Genomic DNA, 19,334 nt, shown 5'->3' on the forward strand with positions numbered 1-19,334 from the left:
TTGTCCATGTTGCCTGACTTGTTAACTTGACAGCTTAGTATTACTTACACGGCTGACCCGTCGCTCAATCATAGAAAGTGTTCAATGCTTCTTTGACACCATGAATACTCAGCCGGCTTGCTCCATTTGCACAAGTTTCGCGTTGGCTCCGTTAAAAGCTTTTGTCTGCTTGTTAAACTGCTGTCTTAACTCGGCAACTTTGGCATATTGGCTGTTCCGTTCCCGAATCGCACGTTTGATTTTAACCAAATTGGGCTCCACATTGCCTCTCATCAATGCATATAACTGCTCGTCCGCATCAAGGCTCTGCCTATAGGAGGCAACAAACGCTTCAAATGACGCAGCTCTTTGCTCATACTGATCCAATACCGTGTGGGCTTGAGCCAGGTTCTCTTCTTTTTCAAAGGATAACTGATCCAACGAAGTTCGCAGCTCTTCCATCTGTTCTTTAGTCCGGCTCATCACTGCTTCAGCTTGTTCCAGCAATGTTCTTCGCTCGGCAATATGTCCGTTTGCCTGATCGAGCAAGGCCTCCAGATTACTGTTTTTTTTCTTTCCTTTACTCAGTATCGATCCGTATAATTCCATGTCTTCCCGTTCATGATGAACAAGTTCCTTCAGGCTCTGGTTCATCTCCTGATCGGTAAGAATTAATTGATTGACTTGATTTGCCGCAGGTTCCTGTGGCTGACCGCAAGCACTGACAAGCAGAGCCAGCAATATGCTGACCCCGGCCAAAGCTATCTTTTTTCTTTTAAGCACCTCGGGGTGCCTCCTCTCTTGCAACTGCTATGTTGTTATTCTTACAGGCGGGTGTCTGCGCTAAAATTGGATACCCAATGTGCATTCGGATCGTAGACCTCAAACTCATAACCCCGATCTTCGAGCAGTTTCAAAATGCGTGGCAGTGCCTGTACCGTTTGCTCGCGCTCATGCATCAGAATCACTTCCTTATCCCGATGTACACTGCTGCTAACCCGTTCCACGATTTTGTCCGGCTGACCGGGAAGATTCCAGTCGAGGGAGTCGGTGGTCCAATCCCACATTTTAAATCCAGCCGCAGCAATGTCGCCCCTGAAGTCTTCTCCGATCTGGGGACTACTGCCGTATGGAGCACGAATCAGATGCGGCGTAAAACCGATCAGATCCTTGACCATCTTCTGCTCCTTTTTGAACTCCTTCACAAAATTAGAGGAGCTTCCGCTCTTATACAATTTGTTATAGTTATGTGTCATGCTGTGAAGCCCCGGATAACTACCCTCTTTGACAAGCCGCTCCACTGCTTCCTTGTGTTGATTCAACTGACGTCCAATCATGAAAAAGGTTGCCTTTGCCTCATGCTGTTTCAAAATATCCAACAGTTGATCGGTATATACACTTGGTCCATCATCAAACGTTATGTATGCCAGCTTGCGCACCTGACCCTGGAACCGCGCAGGTTCCTCTTTGGACTCCGGTGTCATCTCAATCATGCCAAGCTTGGTTGGCTGTTCAATCGCAGCGACTGGCGGAGGTGCTACATAATCCTTGATCCAGTGCGTCATGCCAATGAATGCATATGTTAAACCGATAATGAGCAGTGCCAGAAGCGCCAGCGCAGCACTCAGTCTCCCATACCGGATTTTTCTTCTTCCATGCGTCTTGGTTCGGCTTGTTCTATGCGGAATGCCGCCACTCTCTCCCGCTCTCTGTTGTTGAACTCTCACTTCCAGGCCACTTCCTTACTTTCATTTTTTCCCGATTATTGGTACATTATATCGTTTCATGTCTCTATATAGAAGATTAATAGAAAAATGGTCCTGGAGAATGACAGAATAGTTACAAGCCCGGTTACAATCTACTTATCTATTTCTTTTCTTATGCTTTTCCTGCGGATACAATCTCCTGTATAATAAATTGATTTACGCCATTTGACTTCAAGAAGGAGCTACATCCATGACTAGCTTGAACCGTGCCGGCAGATCGATCTTTCTGCTATTCTTTGTCGGCATTATTGCCATTTCGTTTTCTTCCATCTTTGTACGCTGGTCCACAGCCGACGTCGCCGTCATTGCGATGTACCGACTGTTCCTCACCAATCTGCTGATGCTGCCTTTTGTGTGGAAATACCGGCACGAGATGATGCGTTTAAACTTCAGACAGTGGACTTTACTGCTCGCATCCGGCGTGATGCTTGCACTGCACTTCCTGCTCTGGATGGGATCGCTTCGGCTTACGAGTGTAGCCAGTTCAACGGTCATTCTCGCTTTGGAGCCTATATTAATTCTCGCCGGTTCCGTCTGGCTGTTCAAAGCCAAAATCAATCGCATGATGATCATCGGTATGGGCGTTGCCCTGCTTGGATCGATCGCTATTGGAGCTGGAGATTTCCAGTTGGCAGGCACAGCGCTACGGGGGGATATTCTTTCTTTGCTCGGAACGATCGCTGTGGCGGTACACATGCTGCTTGGACAGTTTTTGCGTGCCGGACTAAGTGCCTTTTCGTATAACTTCTGGGTATTTTTCGTAGCTGCCTGTACGCTTGCAGTATATAATTTGGTAAATGGTCACCCGTTTGGCGGTTATGCGGCTTCTGAGTGGGGAATTTTCCTGTTGCTCGCCATCGTGCCAACGATCTTTGGACATTATCTCTTCAACTGGCTGCTTCAATATATGAATGCCACGACAGTATCGATGGGGGTACTGGGGGAACCTGTATTTTCCTCTCTGCTGGCCTGGATGCTACTCGGTGAATCCCTCAACGGGCTTCAGATGTCTGCCGGGGTTGTCATTTTTTTCGGGGTATGGATCTTCATTCGGTATGGCAAAACCAAACCACAGCCCATTCCCTCAGATGCTCCTGTAGCTGGAAAAGGACCAGTCGAACCTACAGCGGTGTAACTTGCGTTTGTATTAGGATTTTTGTAAAAAACAACTGGGACCTGCACCACGCAGATTCCGGTTGAATCCATCCCACTACATATAAGGCGGTGTGTTTTCATGAAAAATATTGTATCCATGCGCTGGCTGCTCGCCAGAATGTATGAACCAGATGTCGTCATTGCTGATTGCCGATTCCTGCTCGGTCAACCAGATGCCGGAAGACAAGCTTACGAGGCTGGACATATTCCAGGTGCTGTCTATCTCGATCTGGAAAAGGATCTTTCCTCTCCTGTATCTACCCATGGAGGACGTCACCCGCTACCAGATCCGGCTGAACTTGCAAGTCGTCTCTCCAAAGCTGGCATCGGCTCGAATGCACGCATTATTGCCTACGATGACCAAGGTGGTATGAACGCATCGCGGTTGTGGTGGTTACTTCGTTATCTGGGACATGAACAGGTGTATGTCATGGACGAAGGGTTCTCCGCCTGGCAGAATGCCAAGTTTCCAGTGACTATGGATGTGCCGGTTCAGATCCCGGCTTCGTTTGAGGTGAACGCGCAGCCAGCCATGCTGGCAAGTGTAGAGGAAGTACAGCAGGCTTCGGCAAGTGGCAGTACAGTGCTAATTGACTCCCGTGATGCTCGCCGCTATGCGGGTCTGGAGGAACCGATTGATGCCAAGGCCGGACATATTCCGGGTGCGGTGAATTATTTTTGGAAAAATGTGTTGGATTGGGATGGACGTTGGACAGGTACTGGGGTGTTAGAAGAGCATTTCAGTAAGCTGGACAAGGATGGTGCAATTATCGTGTATTGCGGTTCCGGTGTCTCCGCTTGCCCGAACGTGATTGCGCTTGAAGAAGCGGGATACACGAATGTGAAGTTGTATTCCGGAAGCTGGAGCGACTGGATTAGTTATGAGGAGAATCCGGTAGCGGTGGGGACTGAGTAAAGACAAAAAGACGTATAATAGTGGTTTATCGATGGATACATCGCCATGTAGGCTCAGTGCCTTGGGCGATGTATTTTTTATGTCCGAAATCAACACGGAACCAACACTCAATCTCTGTAAACACTTTCAGTTCACCCCACACTGAGCTCTTAATTGTACGCTTACTCATGTATCGTACAGGGTCACACGTGCGTGCGTCCTCACCCCTATACTTACACAGAAAAGGCCGGTCAGCCCTCCTCTCTCGAGTGGATGACTGGCCGATTTTGCTTAGAATGTTTAAACGGATCAACAAATTTATCGGCTGTGACGGTTTAATCAACATCATGTCAACTTTTATTTGGACCCTCCGCCTGATCGCTGAAATCCCTGCAACTCGCCTGGTACGAAGTTGTGAACCGACACGCGCCAACCGTACGCTTCCTGAGGACGTGTCTTGTTGGTTAGTGATGACACGAAGAAGTCCAAAGAAGCTAAGTTCATGTTGGGTGTGAAAAAACACATCAGGAATCCGAAATTCCGCGTAAGGCGAATACATTTTGGTCACTTCTTTGGCGCGATTGATATTCTGGCCAGTACGGCGGAAAAATGGTTTTGCTTCCCCTTGTTACTCAACCGGCAGGACGGCGTTAAAGCGATCGGATTCTGGAGTTCTGCTATGCCGAAACTGAATCGCTATCGCCGGAAAGGTAAACGGGATCCGCTGGAGCGCGTGACAGACAAGCAACTGCGGACACGGATTCGTTTGACATTGCAAGCCATCTAAGGGTTTGTCATATGCAGTGTTATCGCAACGGGACTGGTCCATTTAATCGTTATGCTCTTTTCCGGGCAGAAGCTCTGGCTTGTTTTTACGCTATCTCCGCACCCCCTCCAAGCCCATCTCGGAGGCAACGGTTGTGGCCTATTTTGGTAAATCCATTTTTCGCCCGGTTGACCAAAATATACATATTTCTCTAACCGAAATTATTCGTTTCAAGCAAAAACGACCTAACTGGACGCTGAAATGCTTGCTTCTTAAAGATATAAAAACTTTTCACTGTCCAGTTAGAATAACGTAGGTTATAATTTCAGGAGAAAAGATATGGGAAACGAAGGAAAACTTAAAGAATTTGAAGAAATTAAGATATTTTCTGATAAAGCTGTAGACCCCTAAAAATTAAAATTCCCCATTATATTACAACAAAGGATATAGACACAACCTGCAATTGAATATGACCTAAAATAGCACTATGGTTCTTCGTAATCGTTAAATAACAGATTATATTAAAGGAGGTTAGCTGTATGAGTTTTAAAGATAAAGTTGATGAATTGCGTAATCAGGCGCAAACAACACAAGCTGCAAACAAAATTATTGATCAGCTCAAAAAGTTAGAAAATAGTAATAATGAAGATACTTCTTATCGTTGGATTTGGGAGCTTATTCAGAATGCAAAAGATGTAGTTAACTCCACTGGAAAAGTTGATATTCTTGTTAATTTTGATGAATACAGAAAAATTATAGAGTTTAAGCATAATGGAAAGTTATTCTTGACAAAAAATATTGTTTTTCTTATTGAACAAGTTTCTACAAAAGAGCGAAATGAACTTGATAGGAAAGAAAAGAAAATAACAGGAAAGTTTGGAACAGGGTTTCTAACAACTCATTTACTTTCAAAAAAAGTAAATGTAACTGGGTATTTGTGCGATGAAGATGAGCCTGTACACCAATTCAGTGTTGATATTGACCGTTCAAGCGATGATCAGACAAAAATTATCAAGTCAATTGAAGATAGCTGCGAGCAACTTAACGAAAATGCAGTAAAAGTTATAAATGAAATAAATGAAAGTGATTTTAATACTTGTTTTACATACGAATTAGATGTTCTTGGAATTAAGACAGCAAAGGCAGGTTTGAATAATTTTATTGCGTCAATTGCATATGTTTTTGCTTTTGTCTCAGAAATAGAATCAATTACTATTCATGCTAATACTCTGAAAGGCACTTATGAGCAGGTGCTTTCTCGTGGTAATGATGTTGATATTAATTTGAGTAATGCACAGGTTATTACTGTATGTGATACTAGAAGCAAGAATCCAAGGTATATTTTTTCTTTAAAAGACGAAGTATTAACAAATTTATCAATCGCAGTTGAATTAGTGAGTATTGGTGAAAAATCAAAAATTAAATATATAAATGAAAATTTACCTAAACTATTTTGTGATTTTCCATTGCTCGGCACAAGTGAATTTGCTTTTCCAGTAGTTATAAATAACCCATATTTTGAACCTACAGAACCTCGTGATGGAATTGAATTAGAGAGTAGAGCCGAAGAAAAGCAATATATTAAAGACAATAAAGCAGCATTAGAATCTGCTGTCGAACTTTATAAAATTGCATTGAATTTTTTTACAGAAAAGAATTATAAAGGTGTATATAACATTGTAAAAATAACAGAGCAACCACATAAAACGTGGCTAAATGTAGATTGGTTTGAAAGTAAAATACTTGAACCTATAAAAGCAGAAATAAAATATTTAAACCTAATTACTACAAATACTGGTGATAAAAAACCGTTGTTTGATGTATGGGATAATCCTGTTGTTTTAATTCCTAAAAATCAAGAAAACAGAGACAACATGCTTAAACTTTGGTCGTTGTCAAATGCTTTGTTTCCAAAGTTCCTTCCAAAGCAAGATGAGTTAGAAGCATGGTGCTGTTCGCTTTGGGATGAATGTAAAAACTTAGGCATCGACAACATAGTGCAAGCAATTCAAAGTTCCGAAAACATATCTTCTTTAGAAAATAAATTAAGTGGAAAAGATGTATTTGTCTGGTTGAATGAATTCTACACATTACTTTTAACAAACGAAGATGAGAGCTGTAAAAGAGCAATAGAACAATCCGAAGTCTTCCTCAATCAAAATGGTAAGTTCTGCTGCTTTAATAAAGTTTTTCTTGACAAGGAAATTGATAATGTATACAAGGAAGTTTTATCAATATTAGATATAGATGTTAAGGATAAATTGCTTCATAAAATGGTTTCAAGAGAGATTTCAAATCATATTGAATTAACAGCATATGGATATTCAGAACTGCTTTCTGAGACTACACGATGCTTACAAAACGAACATCAAAATCGTGAATATTTCTTTCAAAGAATACTATGCATACAAACAAATGAGAAGCCGAAACAAGATGATTTTTTGAACATCGCTAAAGAGTTTTATAACAATACTGCATGGGAGACTGTTGGTGCAAAAAAGTATTTGAAACCCATTTTTGAACAGGCACTGAATTATTGGGTTGTAAAGTTATGTGTTGATATACAGCAAAGTAAAACGTTGGATGTTTTCACCGAAAAACACTTTGCAGACAACGTAGAAAGTGCGATTCTGTTTATAAATCAATTGGTGTTGTTTTTAGAAAAAAATGATTATATACATTTGGCAGACAAGTATTCCGTTCTCCCAAACCAAAATGGAGTGTTTAAAAGAAGTACTGAATTACAGCTCGATACAGGAGAGGTTGACGAAGTGGTGAAAGATGCTTACTGTTTTACAGGAGCAGACATCAGAATAAAACTGCTTATGAGTAGTATATATTTTCCGTTGTCTGAAAACACAGCAACAAATCTTTACCCATTAGCAGATGCAATAACAAATTATATTGAAAATCATAAGAATAAGCTTGGTGAAGATAATGATCAAGAGAAATTGGTTTTTCAAAATTTCTTTTCATACTTAAAGAGCACAGATGATAAAGCAATTAAAAATGCTTTTAAAACCCTATACAGCAATTTATATTGGTTTTATAATGACGACATAATTTCTGACAACATGCAAAAGGCCGAGAGGTATGAACAGTTACTATCTAGACATAATGTTAGTGATTTCCAAGAGCTAGAAGAACTATTAAAACAAGCTACAAGCAATTTGCAATCAGCAGAAACAATTAATATTTCAAAAGAACAACTTACACAAATCGGGATTAATACTGAAGAAGAGTTGTTGCAAGTTTTAAATGTGTTATTAGGAGAAGGAGAAATAACTGATTCTCAATTAAGCGAACTGCCAAGTGGTTTGTCCGTAGAGGAAATTTCCAAGAAATTCCTACACAGTTCAAAAAACAATAAGTTTTCACGTGAATATTATAAAAAAATAATGAATAATGCTATAGAAAACGTTTTTTATTACTTGAAAGGAACTACAAGATATGTAATGTCTGAAAAATTGGAAGATTGGGAAAAAACAAGCTATTCAGAAACCGTTTTTCGGGCAAAGAAAAATGGTACTGATATTCGCATTGTTGTAAGGCCGAGCGATGACGATAAAATTATTTTCTTTTATGAGCAAGAAGTTGCTGCAATGGACGATACCAACTATGAACTCTGGACTAGCAATAATGATGGAGATACACGCATGATTACATTAGGCGACATTATTAGGACCACGGGAATATCAGTCATTCCGCTTAAAAATCTTAATCCAAAATAATAGGAAGTGGGGCTACCTTCTTGACACCAAATGAAGTATTAAGTTTAATAGCAAATAATAATCGTGATAATATTTATTGTGTTTATCCTGTTACACCTGATGAAACTATTGGAAGATTAATCTCTGCGCTTTCAAATTGTGGTGGAGGATTAATTGTTTTTGGTGTGCAAGATGATGGAAAAAAACTAAGGGTTAAAGGATACAAATTTAACGTAGATATTGATTCGATAAAAGCGAAACTTAGTGACAACGTTAATTTAACATTTTTTGATTTGCCACACGAAACTGCGGCGCTTAAATGTATTAATGTGGACAAATGTGAAAATGTGGTGGTGTTTAGTGGAACACCTTACACACTTGACCATAATAAGAACGTTGCAGAGCTTCATATAAAAAAAGTGTTTCTATCGTATTCACATAATGATACTTGTATTGCCGATTTAGTCGATGAAAAGCTAAACTTTTTTGGAAAAGGTAGATTGGTTATTACAAGGGATAAAAGAACGTTAGAATATAAAAGTGATATTGATAAATTCATGCAGACAGTTTCTACTCATGATTATATGGTATCTATTATATCTGATAGCTATTTAAAATCTCGAGGATGTATGTATGAAATTTCGGAATTAATGCGAAATAGAGCGTTTAATGATAAGCTGTTGACAATTATTTTATCTGAAACAGATGAAAATTTTTATCCTAAAGATAAGAAACCAAAACAGGTAAAAGCAGATGTATATTCACTAAATCGCTTCGAGTATTTAAAATATTGGGAAACCGAAAAAGGAAAAGTAAATAAACTGAATTCAGAAATAAGCGATTTAGCTCTTAAACAAGGATTAGTTGATGAAATTAAACAGATAAACACTATTTCAACAAATATTTCAGAACTAATTGAAATTTTCAAAAAGAGTTTAGGAAAAGACTTCACTGAAATCAATCAAAATGAGTTCTCGGATTTATTATCAATTTTACTTTCATGGAATGAAAATAATATATTCGGGGCTATAAATGGGTAAGTTGATACGTTAACTCATGATTGATAATAATCTATGTGGAAACAATGGAAATATTACAATTAGAGCAAGAGCGATTTCGGTAACTTTGAGTAAGAGTATATCTCTATTGATTCTTTGCACATAATGAAGCAATAATATTGAAAGCAAACTCCTTACTCTCGATCATGTATCTGTAATCGCCATAACCCGCCATGCTTGAAACCATTTGCTTGCAATAACCGGAAGCTGGAGCGACTGGATTAGTTATGAGGGGAATCCGGTGGCTATAGGTAATGCGGAAATGCACAAAGACATATAGAAGTGTATCAAGGTTGAGTACATCGCCGGGGCAGATAAGCCACCTGGCGATGTATTTTTCTATGTTCGGAGACAACATCGAGTCAACAACACAACCCTGCAAGAATTTACAAGCATACACAAGTAGACATCCAGTGGCTGCTTTTTTTGATTCATGATAATAAAAAAACGTGATGGACATCTGTCCACCACGGATGAATCATGAAATCTATTATTGCTTTTTACTTAAAGATACATTTGCTGTTAACGTCTTGTCGATCGTCGTCCAGTTTACATAAGCACCTAGTATTTCATTAATAACCGAAACCGGAACTACGGTTTCCCCATTTAACAGCTTTGGTACTTTACTATTAAACACTAGTTTATCGTTAATTGAATACACATCTGAACCAATTTGAGCACTAATATTTTTCGTGCCTAATTTGATTTGCGTTGTACGCGTCTTATGATCCCATCCTACTGTGCCGCCCAATAGCTCCGAAATGGTTCGAATCGGTACGTAGAACTCATCGTTATGAACAACCGGTTTGATTGTCGTACCACCTACATTCATAACAACATCAACATATTCAAGGAAATCGGTCTTTCGAATGAGTCCATGAACGCCTTTTGTTCGGTCCACGACCTGAGATACTTCGTAATCCGTTGCGGCCGATAGGTACGCATAAGCTACACTTCTATCCATATCAAGCTTATCGGATAAAAATTGAATCGATTCACGTACTGATTCTTTCATTGCTTCATCCAAATCAGGGTCCAGTCCAATTGGAATCCAATAATCCTCTGTTTCAGCAAAGGGTTGCGTGAATTCTCCACTATGTGGGAGTGATGGATCACCTTTCTTTAACACCGTTAACTGAACTGTCCCCCTTAAGGAAGCTTCCAATGCAGTTAACGCCACTTCTCCATCTCCTTGAGCAAAGTGTGGATCTCCAGTATAGAATAGCCCACCTTTAACTTGAATCGGATAATAAATAGTTGCACCAACACCCAACTCATTAATATCCATATTCCCTCCTGTTTCAATAGGTGGGATGGAACTCACAACCTCGCTGGTATTTGGCGCAACCCCCATAACACCTAGAAACGGGTTAATTGGGAAACGTACATTTTTGCCAGCTTTTGTTGGTAATACCCCATACCAGTTGCCGTTGATTTCTTCAATGGGCGTAAATATAGAGACATTATTATATAATTTCGGTTTTGTTGCGCTGGCTTCCTCTTGTGGGCCTGTATTTTCTGGAAATTCGTTTGGAAGGGCACCTTTACCATGGCGGTTAGAAATGACACCATATGGAACTCGAGTTTGCAACGAAAGCACTTCTACTTTAAGAACATCTCCTGGCTCCGCTCCCTCAACCGCTACTGGCCCAGTGATAATATGAGGTCCGTCTTTTACAAAATCATGCTTAATCCCAGAAGCTGTAATTGCCTTCGCATCATCCAACACTCCATCGGATGAGATACCGAATTTGCCGAAGTACTCCACTGGATTTCTCCCTTGATCCTCCATCAGTCCCTCATGCGATACCGTGTCAAATGTTACAGCACTTCCTGATGGTACAGTAAGAATCGGAGAGCTGTCTCGATTAGGCAGGGATCCCCAGCGAATGTTCTCAATCGCAGACGTTACATAATAATCACCTTCAACCTTCTCAAGGGTTGTTGGTTGCAGTGGCATACTAAAGCCCACTGAAGGTAGAGCACATGTAAACATACCTATAATTCCTAGTGAAACCCCAAATTTTCTAATGGTTCGGTTAATAAACATAACGTTCCCCCTCTATACTATGTAATATTACCTAACATAAATACACATTAACATATAAATACATTTACAACAATATTTTTTTGTTAGAAAAATTAACATTATATAGCTGTATATCAAGAGTGATATTATAAACACAAATAACATGTCAGTATACTTATCATATGAAAGCCGTTTGAACATACAAAATTAAGTTGCAGAAAAATGATGTATTTCTTTCATGTATCTGATCCCGCCACAGGCATACTCCTGCACTTCGGTTAAGGCTTAAGCACTTGTACGCATGTGATTGCGCTGGAAGAAGCGGGATATACGAATGTGAAGTTGTATTCCGGAAGTTGGTCGGATTGGATTAGTTATGAGGAGAATCTGGTGGCGACGGGGGAAGAATAAGAACTAAGAGCCCGCGTTTGACGCGGGCTTTTTTTGTGCTTTCATTATATCCATGTAGAATTTTAGATGCTTAAATTTCCGACTTCTGTAACGCTCAGATTCAGCTTATGTTTTCGGCATACCTCGTAAAAATCTTTTGAAATAATGGGTTTGAAGATATTTATATAATCCAACATAAAAAATTCATGCTCGCCAATTCGCTCTTCATGAAGGCAAATTTGAGATACAACTTTGACGATCTTACGTGGAGGCTGTTGTACAGATGCAGCAATGACCGCTTTGCGCCCATATTCCGAATTTTCATAATCGAAAACATCCAAGCGATCAAGTTGATGTACCGTCCAATAGGTTTTTTCAACCGAACGACCGTCGTGGTAACACACAGTTGTCGGAATAAACTGTATGTTTGTTTTAGTTTCCTCCAACAGCGCTTTAAAACGATCTGATACGTGTCTCGTTCCTGTAATCGTCTCAAAATAATCTACTTTCAGGTTGCGCACCGTAGACAGTAACTCAACCTCTGCCGTTGTCCCCTCTGGCAGCGGATTCTCTATCGCCACATAATTCATACCTAATTCGGGAGTGAAGGTCGTTCCGCCACTAATAAACCCTCTACGTGGATATTGAGATTCCAGAAAATAATAGTTCATAGAATGAAGTCTCCTTTCCGAATTAAGTGCTTTTCAATCAATTATGCGGGGCAAAAGAATTAAGCAGCTATGCACTATGTAATATGGAGTACATCTGTCATGTGGCGATGTACTCTTTTGTCGTTTTCGTATGGTCCTAAAATCGGGAGAGTCGACAAGGTTCTAATTCAATTCTTGATTCCCGATTGATTATTTCACTTGCAGCCAGACGTGCAATCAGCGGCGCCAGCGTAATTGCAGAATGCATCACGGTTAGATAAAGTCCTTTTACGTGATCTTGGAAACCCACAATCGGATAGCCGTCTTCAGGCATAGGTCTCAACCCGACCTTTATGCTTTCCAGTTCCAGGTGATTACCATCTTTCAGACTGCGACGCAACGTGTCGAACGCTCGCTTACCAACCGCCTCTGGTCCGTTTTCCTCCGACTCGTCGATATAATCTTCCGCAGCCAGCAGCGTATAATCTGTCAGTTGACGCGCTTCAAATTGCGCATTTGAGATTAATGTATGTATCAGTTTATTTGCAGTTTTCATCTGAATCAGAATGGAAGGTGACGACGTTACCGGCACGTGACAACCTAACGGGTTACAAAGTTCGGGTGTACCTGTTCCTGCGGCCAATACCACGACATCAGACTCCACAAAACCCTTGGACGTATGAACGCCAACCAGGCGGGAACCCTCTTGCTGTAGCTGTGTAACGTTGGTGCCAAACTGAATTTTTGCTCCGTACGATTGCGCTTTGCTCAACAACAGCTCCGTTACCGCTATAGGGTCCACCGCACCTTCTTCGCTAACAAATATCGCTTCATCCAGATATTCCTTCAGATTCGGCTCCAATGCCTCAAGCTGCTCTCGGTTTAATTTTTGAAAGTGGGGTTGCTCCCTGAGGGGTGGAGTGTCCCAAGTTAGCGCTCCATGCCAATGAATTTTCAGTTCGGGTAACTCTTGCTGAAGCGTATGATATTCTTCCAAAACTGCATCGTACAAATGCCAGTAATCGGGAGCCACCCTATGAGTCGTATGTATCCAGGCAAACGATTTTTCCGTGACTTCACGCGCCGCTGCAGGATGTCGTTCAATGACGGTTACATCTTGATTTCGTTTGGCCAGATGATAGGCCATGGATGCCCCGACAATCCCTGCGCCAACAATCACAATTTTTTGTTTAATCAATAATGACTCCTCCGTTTTCACCCTATTGTAACATAGGCGTTATGATACTTAGGTGTTATAACATATGAGCGGAGCTGGAGCGACTCAAATAGTTGTACAGAAAATCCGGGTATTGTTGAAGAGGACTAACTGGAGGTAAAGCAAGTACGCTAGCCAATAATGTTGCAATTTCAATCCACTGTCGTATCCTTCCAATTGACTGCAATACGAATTAGGATGGACAGGATGCACACCGTATACCAGACGGAGCCTGCAATCTGAACTAATGTACTATACTCTACTGATGCGCTCACATTTAGACAGGGACCTCTCCGCCATGATCGGCAAGGGGTCCCTGTTCCTGGACTTGATATAAAGCAAAATTAAGTGATGGTAAGACTTCCGCTTGCATATCCAGCTATGGTTGAAGCCACATCAATTCCGGCTGTTACTGATGCTGAGAAGACCAAAAGCAGGCGGTCACCGGCGGCTACCGGAATACTCAGTCCAGTAGTCAAACCGCTAGATATTGTACCCAGTGACAAAATGCCGGTCAGTGGAGGCGCCAAGGTTACCACTGCACCCGGTACAACCGTAAAGGAGTTATTAGGTGTAGTGGAATGGTATAATTGTGCAGTTATGGTTACTGTAGATCCAACCAAGCTAAGTCCAGCTGTTGTACTGAAATAAGCGGCCAGTGAAGTAATCGTTCCTGCACGCGATGCCGAGAAAGCAAAGTTAAGCAAGGTTCCTGCAGCGCCTGTGAGATCAATTATCCCTCCGTTAACACTTACTCCTGTAGCACTGCTGCCAAAACCAACTAAACTGGAGGTATTTAAAAGTCCACCTAATACCGTAGTCAACGCAACTGGAAGTCCTGATGCGTAAGGTATGATCGCTCCAGAACCTGCTGCCCCTGTTGCTCCCGTAGCTCCGGTTGTACCTGCTGTTCCTGTCGCTCCCGTTACTCCCGTTGTCCCTGGTGTGCCTGTTCCCCCCGTTACTCCGGTTGTCCCCGCTGTTCCTGTTGCCCCCGTAGCCCCGGTTGTACCTGCTGTGCCTGTTGCTCCCGTGACTCCGGTCGTTCCTGCTATGCCTGTCGCTCCCGTTACTCCGGTTGCACCTGGTGTACCTGTCGCTCCCGTAGCTCCGGTTGTACCTGCTGTTCCTGTCGCTCCCGTTACTCCGGTTGCACCTGGTGTACCTGTCGCTCCCGTTACTCCGGTTGTACCTGCTGTTCCTGTCGCTCCCGTTACTCCGGTTGCACCTGGTGTACCTGTCGCTCCCGTTACTCCGGTTGTGCCTGGTATACCTGTCGCACCCGTAGCCCCAGTTGCACCTGTGGCTCCAGTGCTGCTTGGGATTTCACCCAGTAATTCTGAAGAAACTAAACGATGGGCTGTTACCAAAGAGCCTGTGCTGCTCTTACCCCATACTGATACTTGAACAGGATCATCAACCATCGTTGTTGTTGTGAAAGTAAACTCGAAGGCATCAAAATTGGCATAATAGTTGTTGGTTATTACTTGATTTGGTGCGATGTCAAGAGACTCACTGACATACAGAATCCTCAATCCACCACTCATGTAATACCCTTGTAGCTGTATGGTTGAGGCTGTCACATCGCTGCGGTTATCCATTCTGACGGTAACTGACTGAGTCGGTCTAATACCACTAACAGAATTATTTTCTATCGGCCCTGTTGATAAAAAGCTCATCGTTACTCTCCCCTTTCTTTTGAGTAGATTTTATCTGCTAGATGTTTTTAACTGTTTTTTCGTGTTCCACCACCCGGTGTGCATCTACCAATTGTCCCGACGCTTGTTTGCCCCATACTGAAATTCCTACTTCTTCCGCACCTTCCGTACTGGTTTCAAAAACAAACTCAAAAGCATCTAAGTCTGCAAAATAATTTCTGGTCAGTGCTTCGTTAGGTGCAATACTGATCATTTCGCTCACATACAGCGTTCTTGTTGTGCTTAGCACATACCCCTGAACGGATACTGTTACAGAGTCTACAGCAGTTCGACTTACCAATCTAATCGTTACCTGTTGTGTCGGTCTAACACCAGAAACCGGATTGTTTTCGATCGGCCCAGTTGATAAAATAACCATCTTCCCCATCCCACCTTTTTATGAACCTCTTACTCTCTTAAGCTCACATGAATAGTAATATTCAAACATTAAACCAACGGTGTGGACAAAAGACAGGCGTCAATTCACCATTATTCATAAGACATATAAGGTTACCGCAAGAAGCAATATATGAATTTCTTAATGTTGCGTTTAAACATTTAAAAACATAGAAATACATTTTAAACTTGATAATACAGCTTCTATGAAAGCAGTTGAAAATGCTGGAATTCAAATGTATTCGCAAGGGGTTATATACGAATAGGAAAAAGGCTGTCCCATAAGTCATGCTCATGACTTTTGGAACAGCACTTTTCATGATTATTTTGGTCTAATGAAGCTGGCACACGTTATTCGTTCCCATGTGCAACGTTCCGAAATGTAACAATTCACAACGACGTGATTTCATCGACTGTATCGTTTTTCAGGCTCTGATACTCATAGATATACCGGATATAGTCTTGTGCGCTTTGGTTAATTTCTTCATCAGTAGCTTGAAATGAGGCACCAAAGACTGCGAAATACGGTAACGCTACAGCGCCAACATGATTTATGCTGGCTTTGAAAGGCGTAACCACCTCATCTACGGTAAAGGACACGGAGCCACCCCTTGTGTAATTTTCCTTCTTATCACCAATGGATATAGCCAAGCCCATCTTTTTCCCATGCAGTTTGTTACCTGTTGATCCGTACGCCCATCCGTAAGTAAAAACATCATTTAACCACTTTTTCAACAAAGGTGGATAGCTGTACCAATATAACGGAAACTGCAAAATAATATGATCATATGCTTCGAGTAACTTCTGTTCTCTGGACACATCGATGTTCCAATCAGGATAGGCTTTATAAATCTCATGAATTGTAATATCAGAGTGTTGCAGCAGCTCCTTTTTCCAGCGCTGATTTACTCTTGAAACCTCTATATTGGGATGCGCCAGAATGACGAGTGTTTTCATGATTAACATTCCTTTCTATATAAATTGAACTAAAGAATATTTACACTTGCCACTCCGATGACAGAACAACCTTCCGATCACTGTTATCCCCAGATTTTTTTGATTCCCTTTTCAAAAGGGAAAAATCCGGGGATAAAGGCGAACGCTCCGCTTCTTCAGGTTATTTCTGTCCTCTCCGTTCTCGTGTAAATGTTTTGTTCAATTTATAAGGTTCAGTTTCAGACTTCTTTTTCGAATATGGCCATTATCATATAAGCCTGAAAAAAAAGAAAATACACACCCGAAAGTAAGATGGTTACTTCAAAGTGTGTATGGACTTCATCAGCCATATTGTGAGAAAATGAGTAGTTATACCACATCAACAAGATGTAACATGAACGAGGTGATATGTCATGAAGCAGTATAACCTGGGAATCGAAGGACACTCGAAATTATTGGCGGCAAATGGAAAGCGCTAATCATATGTTTATTAATGTCTGGCGTGAAAAGGACAGGCGAATTACAGCGCAGTATAGACGGTATCTCGCAAAAGGTCCTGATCCAGCAATTACGCGAGCTTGAGAGGGATGGCCTTGTCAAGAGACATGTTTACCAACAGATGCCGCCCAAAGTCGAATACAGCCTCACAGCGTATGGAGTCACCGCCAACAAGATCGTGGATGTGATGTGTACATGGGGACGGGAAAATATAGCATTAAGGCAACAACAAGGAGAAGACATTATACTATTGGAAAATAAAGAGCCTGCTTTTCGGGCTGGTATCTTTAGCCGACACTTTGAGAAGAAGGAGCACTTAAATTGAAAAACTATCTTGTATTCGGTGCTAGCAAAGGATTAGGAGATGCATTTGTCAGGGGTGTACCTGAGCAAGGTGATAAAGTCTGGGTCGTGTCTCGCACGAAACCTGATAACTTGAAACTGGACGATGGGGTAGAACGCATATGGATACAGGCAGATCTGTCTGAGCTCCATGCATCAGAACAGATCTGCGATGCGCTTCAGAACGAGACTTTGGATGTTCTCATTTACAATGTGGGCATTTGGGAAAAAGAGGGGTTCGAGGACCATTATACGTTCGATAAGGACACTCCCGCCGACATCAGTAATCTGATTCATGTGAATATAACATCCTCTATTGTATGCATTCAGGCATTATTGCCCCACCTCAGGCAATCAACAGCAGGCAAAATCATTCTTATTGGCTCGACTGCGGGTCTGAGCAATGCAAACAGTACTCAGGTATCTTTTGTGGCCTCCAAATTTGCCATTCGTGGGGTTACAGAAGCCTTGAGAGAACATACAAGAAAAGACCGGATCGCGGTTACGTGTATCAACCCGGGAGAACTCGCAGCTGAAGTTCCTTATACAGATGGCATTGACCGCGCTCTTTCCGAATATAATGGTACACGCATCCCTCTTCAGGATATGGTTTCTATCGTAAAATGCATCGTCAGCCTGTCCAATGCAGCCTGTGTAAAAGAAATTAATATGCCGGCAATTACGGATATAAACGCTTAATTAAGATTCAAAACGGATTAATAAATCTCCGTGACAACCAGAGAAAAACAAACATTAAGAGCGCGTTTGAAACGTGCTCTTTGTGCTGCAATAAGGTAGTTAACATTTTATAAAATGGACTAAAAGATGGCTTAAATTCACTTCATTTTAAAAAAACGTCACTATACTTTAGTCCTGTACTTACTGGGCTAGGGTCTTGGACAAAGACTGGGCTTGAGTTTGTTCTGATTATGGTAAATCCACTGCTATACTGCAAAGCGATATACATATTTTGATAAAAGGAGCTATCACAATGAGAACAAATTTCAGCACCATGCCCAGCACGAGTTCAGAGGAGGAAAAAGTCCAAAAAGCCAGGCGAGGACTGCTCGTTTTCTTTGCCATGCTCATCCCGCTCTCCATCCTTAGTTATGTACTGATCATGAAAGCACCGATTTTCGGTCTGCTCCTCATGTGGACACCTGGCTTGTCCTCCATCTTCGCCCGTATAGTGCTGCGTGAAGGCATCTCGGATATTTCCCTGCGGATTGGTGGGAAGCAGACACTGAAATCGTTGCCCTTTATCTTGCTGTTTCCAGTCGTCATTGGTTTATTTGCTTATGGAATCGCATGGATTACGGGTCTGGTTCAGTATGTTACACCGGACTCATTCATTGAAGGCCCATCTGGTGTTATCCTTGCAGGAACGATACTTTTTCAAATGTTTGCGGGTACTGCAATCGGTATAATCAGCAGTTCAGGAGAGGAGCTCGGCTGGAGGGGCTATATGCTGACTCGACTGATTAACGCCCGTGTACCTAGACCCGTGCTGACGAGCGGAATTATTTGGGGTGTATGGCACCTTCCCGTAATGCTTTTTGCAAATTATTATTCCGGTCCATATCCTGCCTTATCGGTTATCCTATTTATGATTTCAGTGACCTCTTTCAGTTATCTGATCAGCCGCTTGCGCTTAACAACGGGCAGTATATGGCCTGCGATTCTCCTCCATGCATGTTGGAATGCCGTGATCCAGGATGCCTTTGATATATCTTCCAGTGGCAAGAACGTTCTGCTATGGACTGGAGAATCCGGAATATTAGTGGCTCTCGCCTTGCTGATTGCAGCATGGATGATGTCGAGAAAGCCTCTTGTCATAAGACAGCTATAAAC

General features: G+C 41.8%; 16 protein-coding genes and 2 pseudogenes. 9 read left to right on the top strand and 9 right to left on the bottom strand.

All coding sequences use genetic code 11. The annotated features are described in order from the left end of the window. Positions 1 to 108 precede the first annotated feature (108 nt). Both AC3ITG_RS23695 and AC3ITG_RS23700 read right to left on the bottom strand, forming a co-directional pair. Positions 109 to 762, bottom strand: a complete 654-nt coding sequence (locus AC3ITG_RS23695) for a YkyA family protein (protein WP_489251527.1) — start codon at positions 760 to 762, stop codon at positions 109 to 111. 41 nt (positions 763 to 803) lie between these two features. Next, on the bottom strand, positions 804 to 1,706 hold the full coding sequence (locus AC3ITG_RS23700) for a polysaccharide deacetylase family protein (protein ID WP_254790409.1): 903 nt from the start codon (positions 1,704 to 1,706) through the stop codon (positions 804 to 806). 229 nt (positions 1,707 to 1,935) lie between these two features. On the opposite strand from AC3ITG_RS23700, the gene AC3ITG_RS23705 reads away from it, so the two are divergent. The 5 genes from AC3ITG_RS23705 to AC3ITG_RS23725 all read left to right on the top strand — a co-directional run bounded on the left by AC3ITG_RS23705 (position 1,936) and on the right by AC3ITG_RS23725 (position 9,311). Continuing rightward, complete coding sequence (locus AC3ITG_RS23705) at positions 1,936 to 2,880, top strand: DMT family transporter (RefSeq protein WP_489251528.1); 945 nt, start codon at positions 1,936 to 1,938, stop codon at positions 2,878 to 2,880. Positions 2,881 to 2,979: 99 nt separating this feature from the next. Next, positions 2,980 to 3,816, top strand: a complete 837-nt coding sequence (locus tag AC3ITG_RS23710; protein ID WP_489251529.1) for a sulfurtransferase — start codon at positions 2,980 to 2,982, stop codon at positions 3,814 to 3,816. 439 nt (positions 3,817 to 4,255) lie between these two features. Continuing rightward, a complete protein-coding gene (locus tag AC3ITG_RS23715) occupies positions 4,256 to 4,582 on the top strand; it encodes a hypothetical protein (RefSeq protein ID WP_489251530.1) in 327 nt (108 codons plus the stop codon). A 518-nt stretch (positions 4,583 to 5,100) separates the two neighbouring features. Beyond that, positions 5,101 to 8,292, top strand: a complete 3,192-nt coding sequence (locus AC3ITG_RS23720) for a sacsin N-terminal ATP-binding-like domain-containing protein (RefSeq protein ID WP_489251531.1) — start codon at positions 5,101 to 5,103, stop codon at positions 8,290 to 8,292. A 20-nt stretch (positions 8,293 to 8,312) separates the two neighbouring features. Then, a complete protein-coding gene (locus tag AC3ITG_RS23725; protein WP_449003498.1) occupies positions 8,313 to 9,311 on the top strand; it encodes a TIR domain-containing protein in 999 nt (332 codons plus the stop codon). Between the two features lie 508 nt (positions 9,312 to 9,819). Here the strand turns inward: AC3ITG_RS23725 and AC3ITG_RS23730 are convergent. Beyond that, positions 9,820 to 11,379: an acetamidase/formamidase family protein gene (locus AC3ITG_RS23730; RefSeq protein ID WP_489251532.1), complete on the bottom strand. Its 1,560-nt coding sequence runs from the start codon at positions 11,377 to 11,379 to the stop codon at positions 9,820 to 9,822. A 261-nt stretch (positions 11,380 to 11,640) separates the two neighbouring features. On the opposite strand from AC3ITG_RS23730, the pseudogene AC3ITG_RS23735 reads away from it, so the two are divergent. Continuing rightward, positions 11,641 to 11,769: pseudogene (locus tag AC3ITG_RS23735) on the top strand (sulfurtransferase); the annotation flags it as partial. Between the two features lie 62 nt (positions 11,770 to 11,831). On the opposite strand, the gene AC3ITG_RS23740 reads toward AC3ITG_RS23735, so the two are convergent. The 6 genes from AC3ITG_RS23740 to AC3ITG_RS23765 all read right to left on the bottom strand — a co-directional run bounded on the left by AC3ITG_RS23740 (position 11,832) and on the right by AC3ITG_RS23765 (position 16,664). Continuing rightward, entirely contained in the window at positions 11,832 to 12,419 is a 588-nt protein-coding gene (locus AC3ITG_RS23740) for an imm11 family protein (RefSeq protein WP_076287997.1), read from the bottom strand. A 136-nt stretch (positions 12,420 to 12,555) separates the two neighbouring features. Then, positions 12,556 to 13,596, bottom strand: coding sequence for an NAD(P)/FAD-dependent oxidoreductase (locus AC3ITG_RS23745; RefSeq protein WP_489251533.1), 1,041 nt, complete (start codon positions 13,594 to 13,596; stop codon positions 12,556 to 12,558). Positions 13,597 to 13,766: 170 nt separating this feature from the next. Beyond that, positions 13,767 to 13,889 (bottom strand): hypothetical protein, encoded by a 123-nt coding sequence (locus AC3ITG_RS23750; RefSeq protein ID WP_256716745.1) that lies wholly within the window; start codon positions 13,887 to 13,889, stop codon positions 13,767 to 13,769. Between the two features lie 69 nt (positions 13,890 to 13,958). Continuing rightward, complete coding sequence (locus AC3ITG_RS23755) at positions 13,959 to 15,293, bottom strand: exosporium glycoprotein BclB-related protein (protein ID WP_489251534.1); 1,335 nt, start codon at positions 15,291 to 15,293, stop codon at positions 13,959 to 13,961. 37 nt (positions 15,294 to 15,330) lie between these two features. Continuing rightward, positions 15,331 to 15,690: a hypothetical protein gene (locus AC3ITG_RS23760; RefSeq protein ID WP_413372804.1), complete on the bottom strand. Its 360-nt coding sequence runs from the start codon at positions 15,688 to 15,690 to the stop codon at positions 15,331 to 15,333. 407 nt (positions 15,691 to 16,097) lie between these two features. Beyond that, on the bottom strand, positions 16,098 to 16,664 hold the full coding sequence (locus tag AC3ITG_RS23765) for an NAD(P)H-dependent oxidoreductase (protein WP_489251535.1): 567 nt from the start codon (positions 16,662 to 16,664) through the stop codon (positions 16,098 to 16,100). A 392-nt stretch (positions 16,665 to 17,056) separates the two neighbouring features. Here AC3ITG_RS23765 and AC3ITG_RS23770 point away from each other — a divergent pair. From AC3ITG_RS23770 to AC3ITG_RS23780, 3 genes and pseudogenes are all read left to right on the top strand, one after another. Next, positions 17,057 to 17,466 (top strand): annotated as a pseudogene (locus AC3ITG_RS23770) (winged helix-turn-helix transcriptional regulator). Next, a complete protein-coding gene (locus AC3ITG_RS23775) occupies positions 17,463 to 18,182 on the top strand; it encodes an SDR family NAD(P)-dependent oxidoreductase (protein WP_489251536.1) in 720 nt (239 codons plus the stop codon). Before AC3ITG_RS23770 ends, AC3ITG_RS23775 begins: the two are co-directional and overlap by 4 nt. A gap of 292 nt (positions 18,183 to 18,474) precedes the next feature. Beyond that, complete coding sequence (locus AC3ITG_RS23780; RefSeq protein WP_489251537.1) at positions 18,475 to 19,332, top strand: CPBP family glutamic-type intramembrane protease; 858 nt, start codon at positions 18,475 to 18,477, stop codon at positions 19,330 to 19,332. Positions 19,333 to 19,334 lie beyond the last annotated feature (2 nt).

The sequence above is a fragment of the Paenibacillus sp. GL_099_B genome, assembly GCF_057835695.1.

Excerpts from the sequence above, each read along its gene's own strand:
- AC3ITG_RS23705 (WP_489251528.1), top strand. The coding sequence starts at position 1,936 with ATGACTAGCTTGAACCGTGCCGGCAGATCGATCTTTCTGCTATTCTTT.
- AC3ITG_RS23710 (WP_489251529.1), top strand. The coding sequence starts at position 2,980 with ATGAAAAATATTGTATCCATGCGCTGGCTGCTCGCCAGAATGTATGAA.
- AC3ITG_RS23720 (WP_489251531.1), top strand. The coding sequence starts at position 5,101 with ATGAGTTTTAAAGATAAAGTTGATGAATTGCGTAATCAGGCGCAAACA.
- AC3ITG_RS23730 (WP_489251532.1), bottom strand. The coding sequence starts at position 11,379 with ATGTTTATTAACCGAACCATTAGAAAATTTGGGGTTTCACTAGGAATT.
- AC3ITG_RS23740 (WP_076287997.1), bottom strand. The coding sequence starts at position 12,419 with ATGAACTATTATTTTCTGGAATCTCAATATCCACGTAGAGGGTTTATT.
- AC3ITG_RS23755 (WP_489251534.1), bottom strand. The coding sequence starts at position 15,293 with ATGAGCTTTTTATCAACAGGGCCGATAGAAAATAATTCTGTTAGTGGT.
- AC3ITG_RS23760 (WP_413372804.1), bottom strand. The coding sequence starts at position 15,690 with ATGGTTATTTTATCAACTGGGCCGATCGAAAACAATCCGGTTTCTGGT.
- AC3ITG_RS23765 (WP_489251535.1), bottom strand. The coding sequence starts at position 16,664 with ATGAAAACACTCGTCATTCTGGCGCATCCCAATATAGAGGTTTCAAGA.
- AC3ITG_RS23780 (WP_489251537.1), top strand. The coding sequence starts at position 18,475 with ATGAGAACAAATTTCAGCACCATGCCCAGCACGAGTTCAGAGGAGGAA.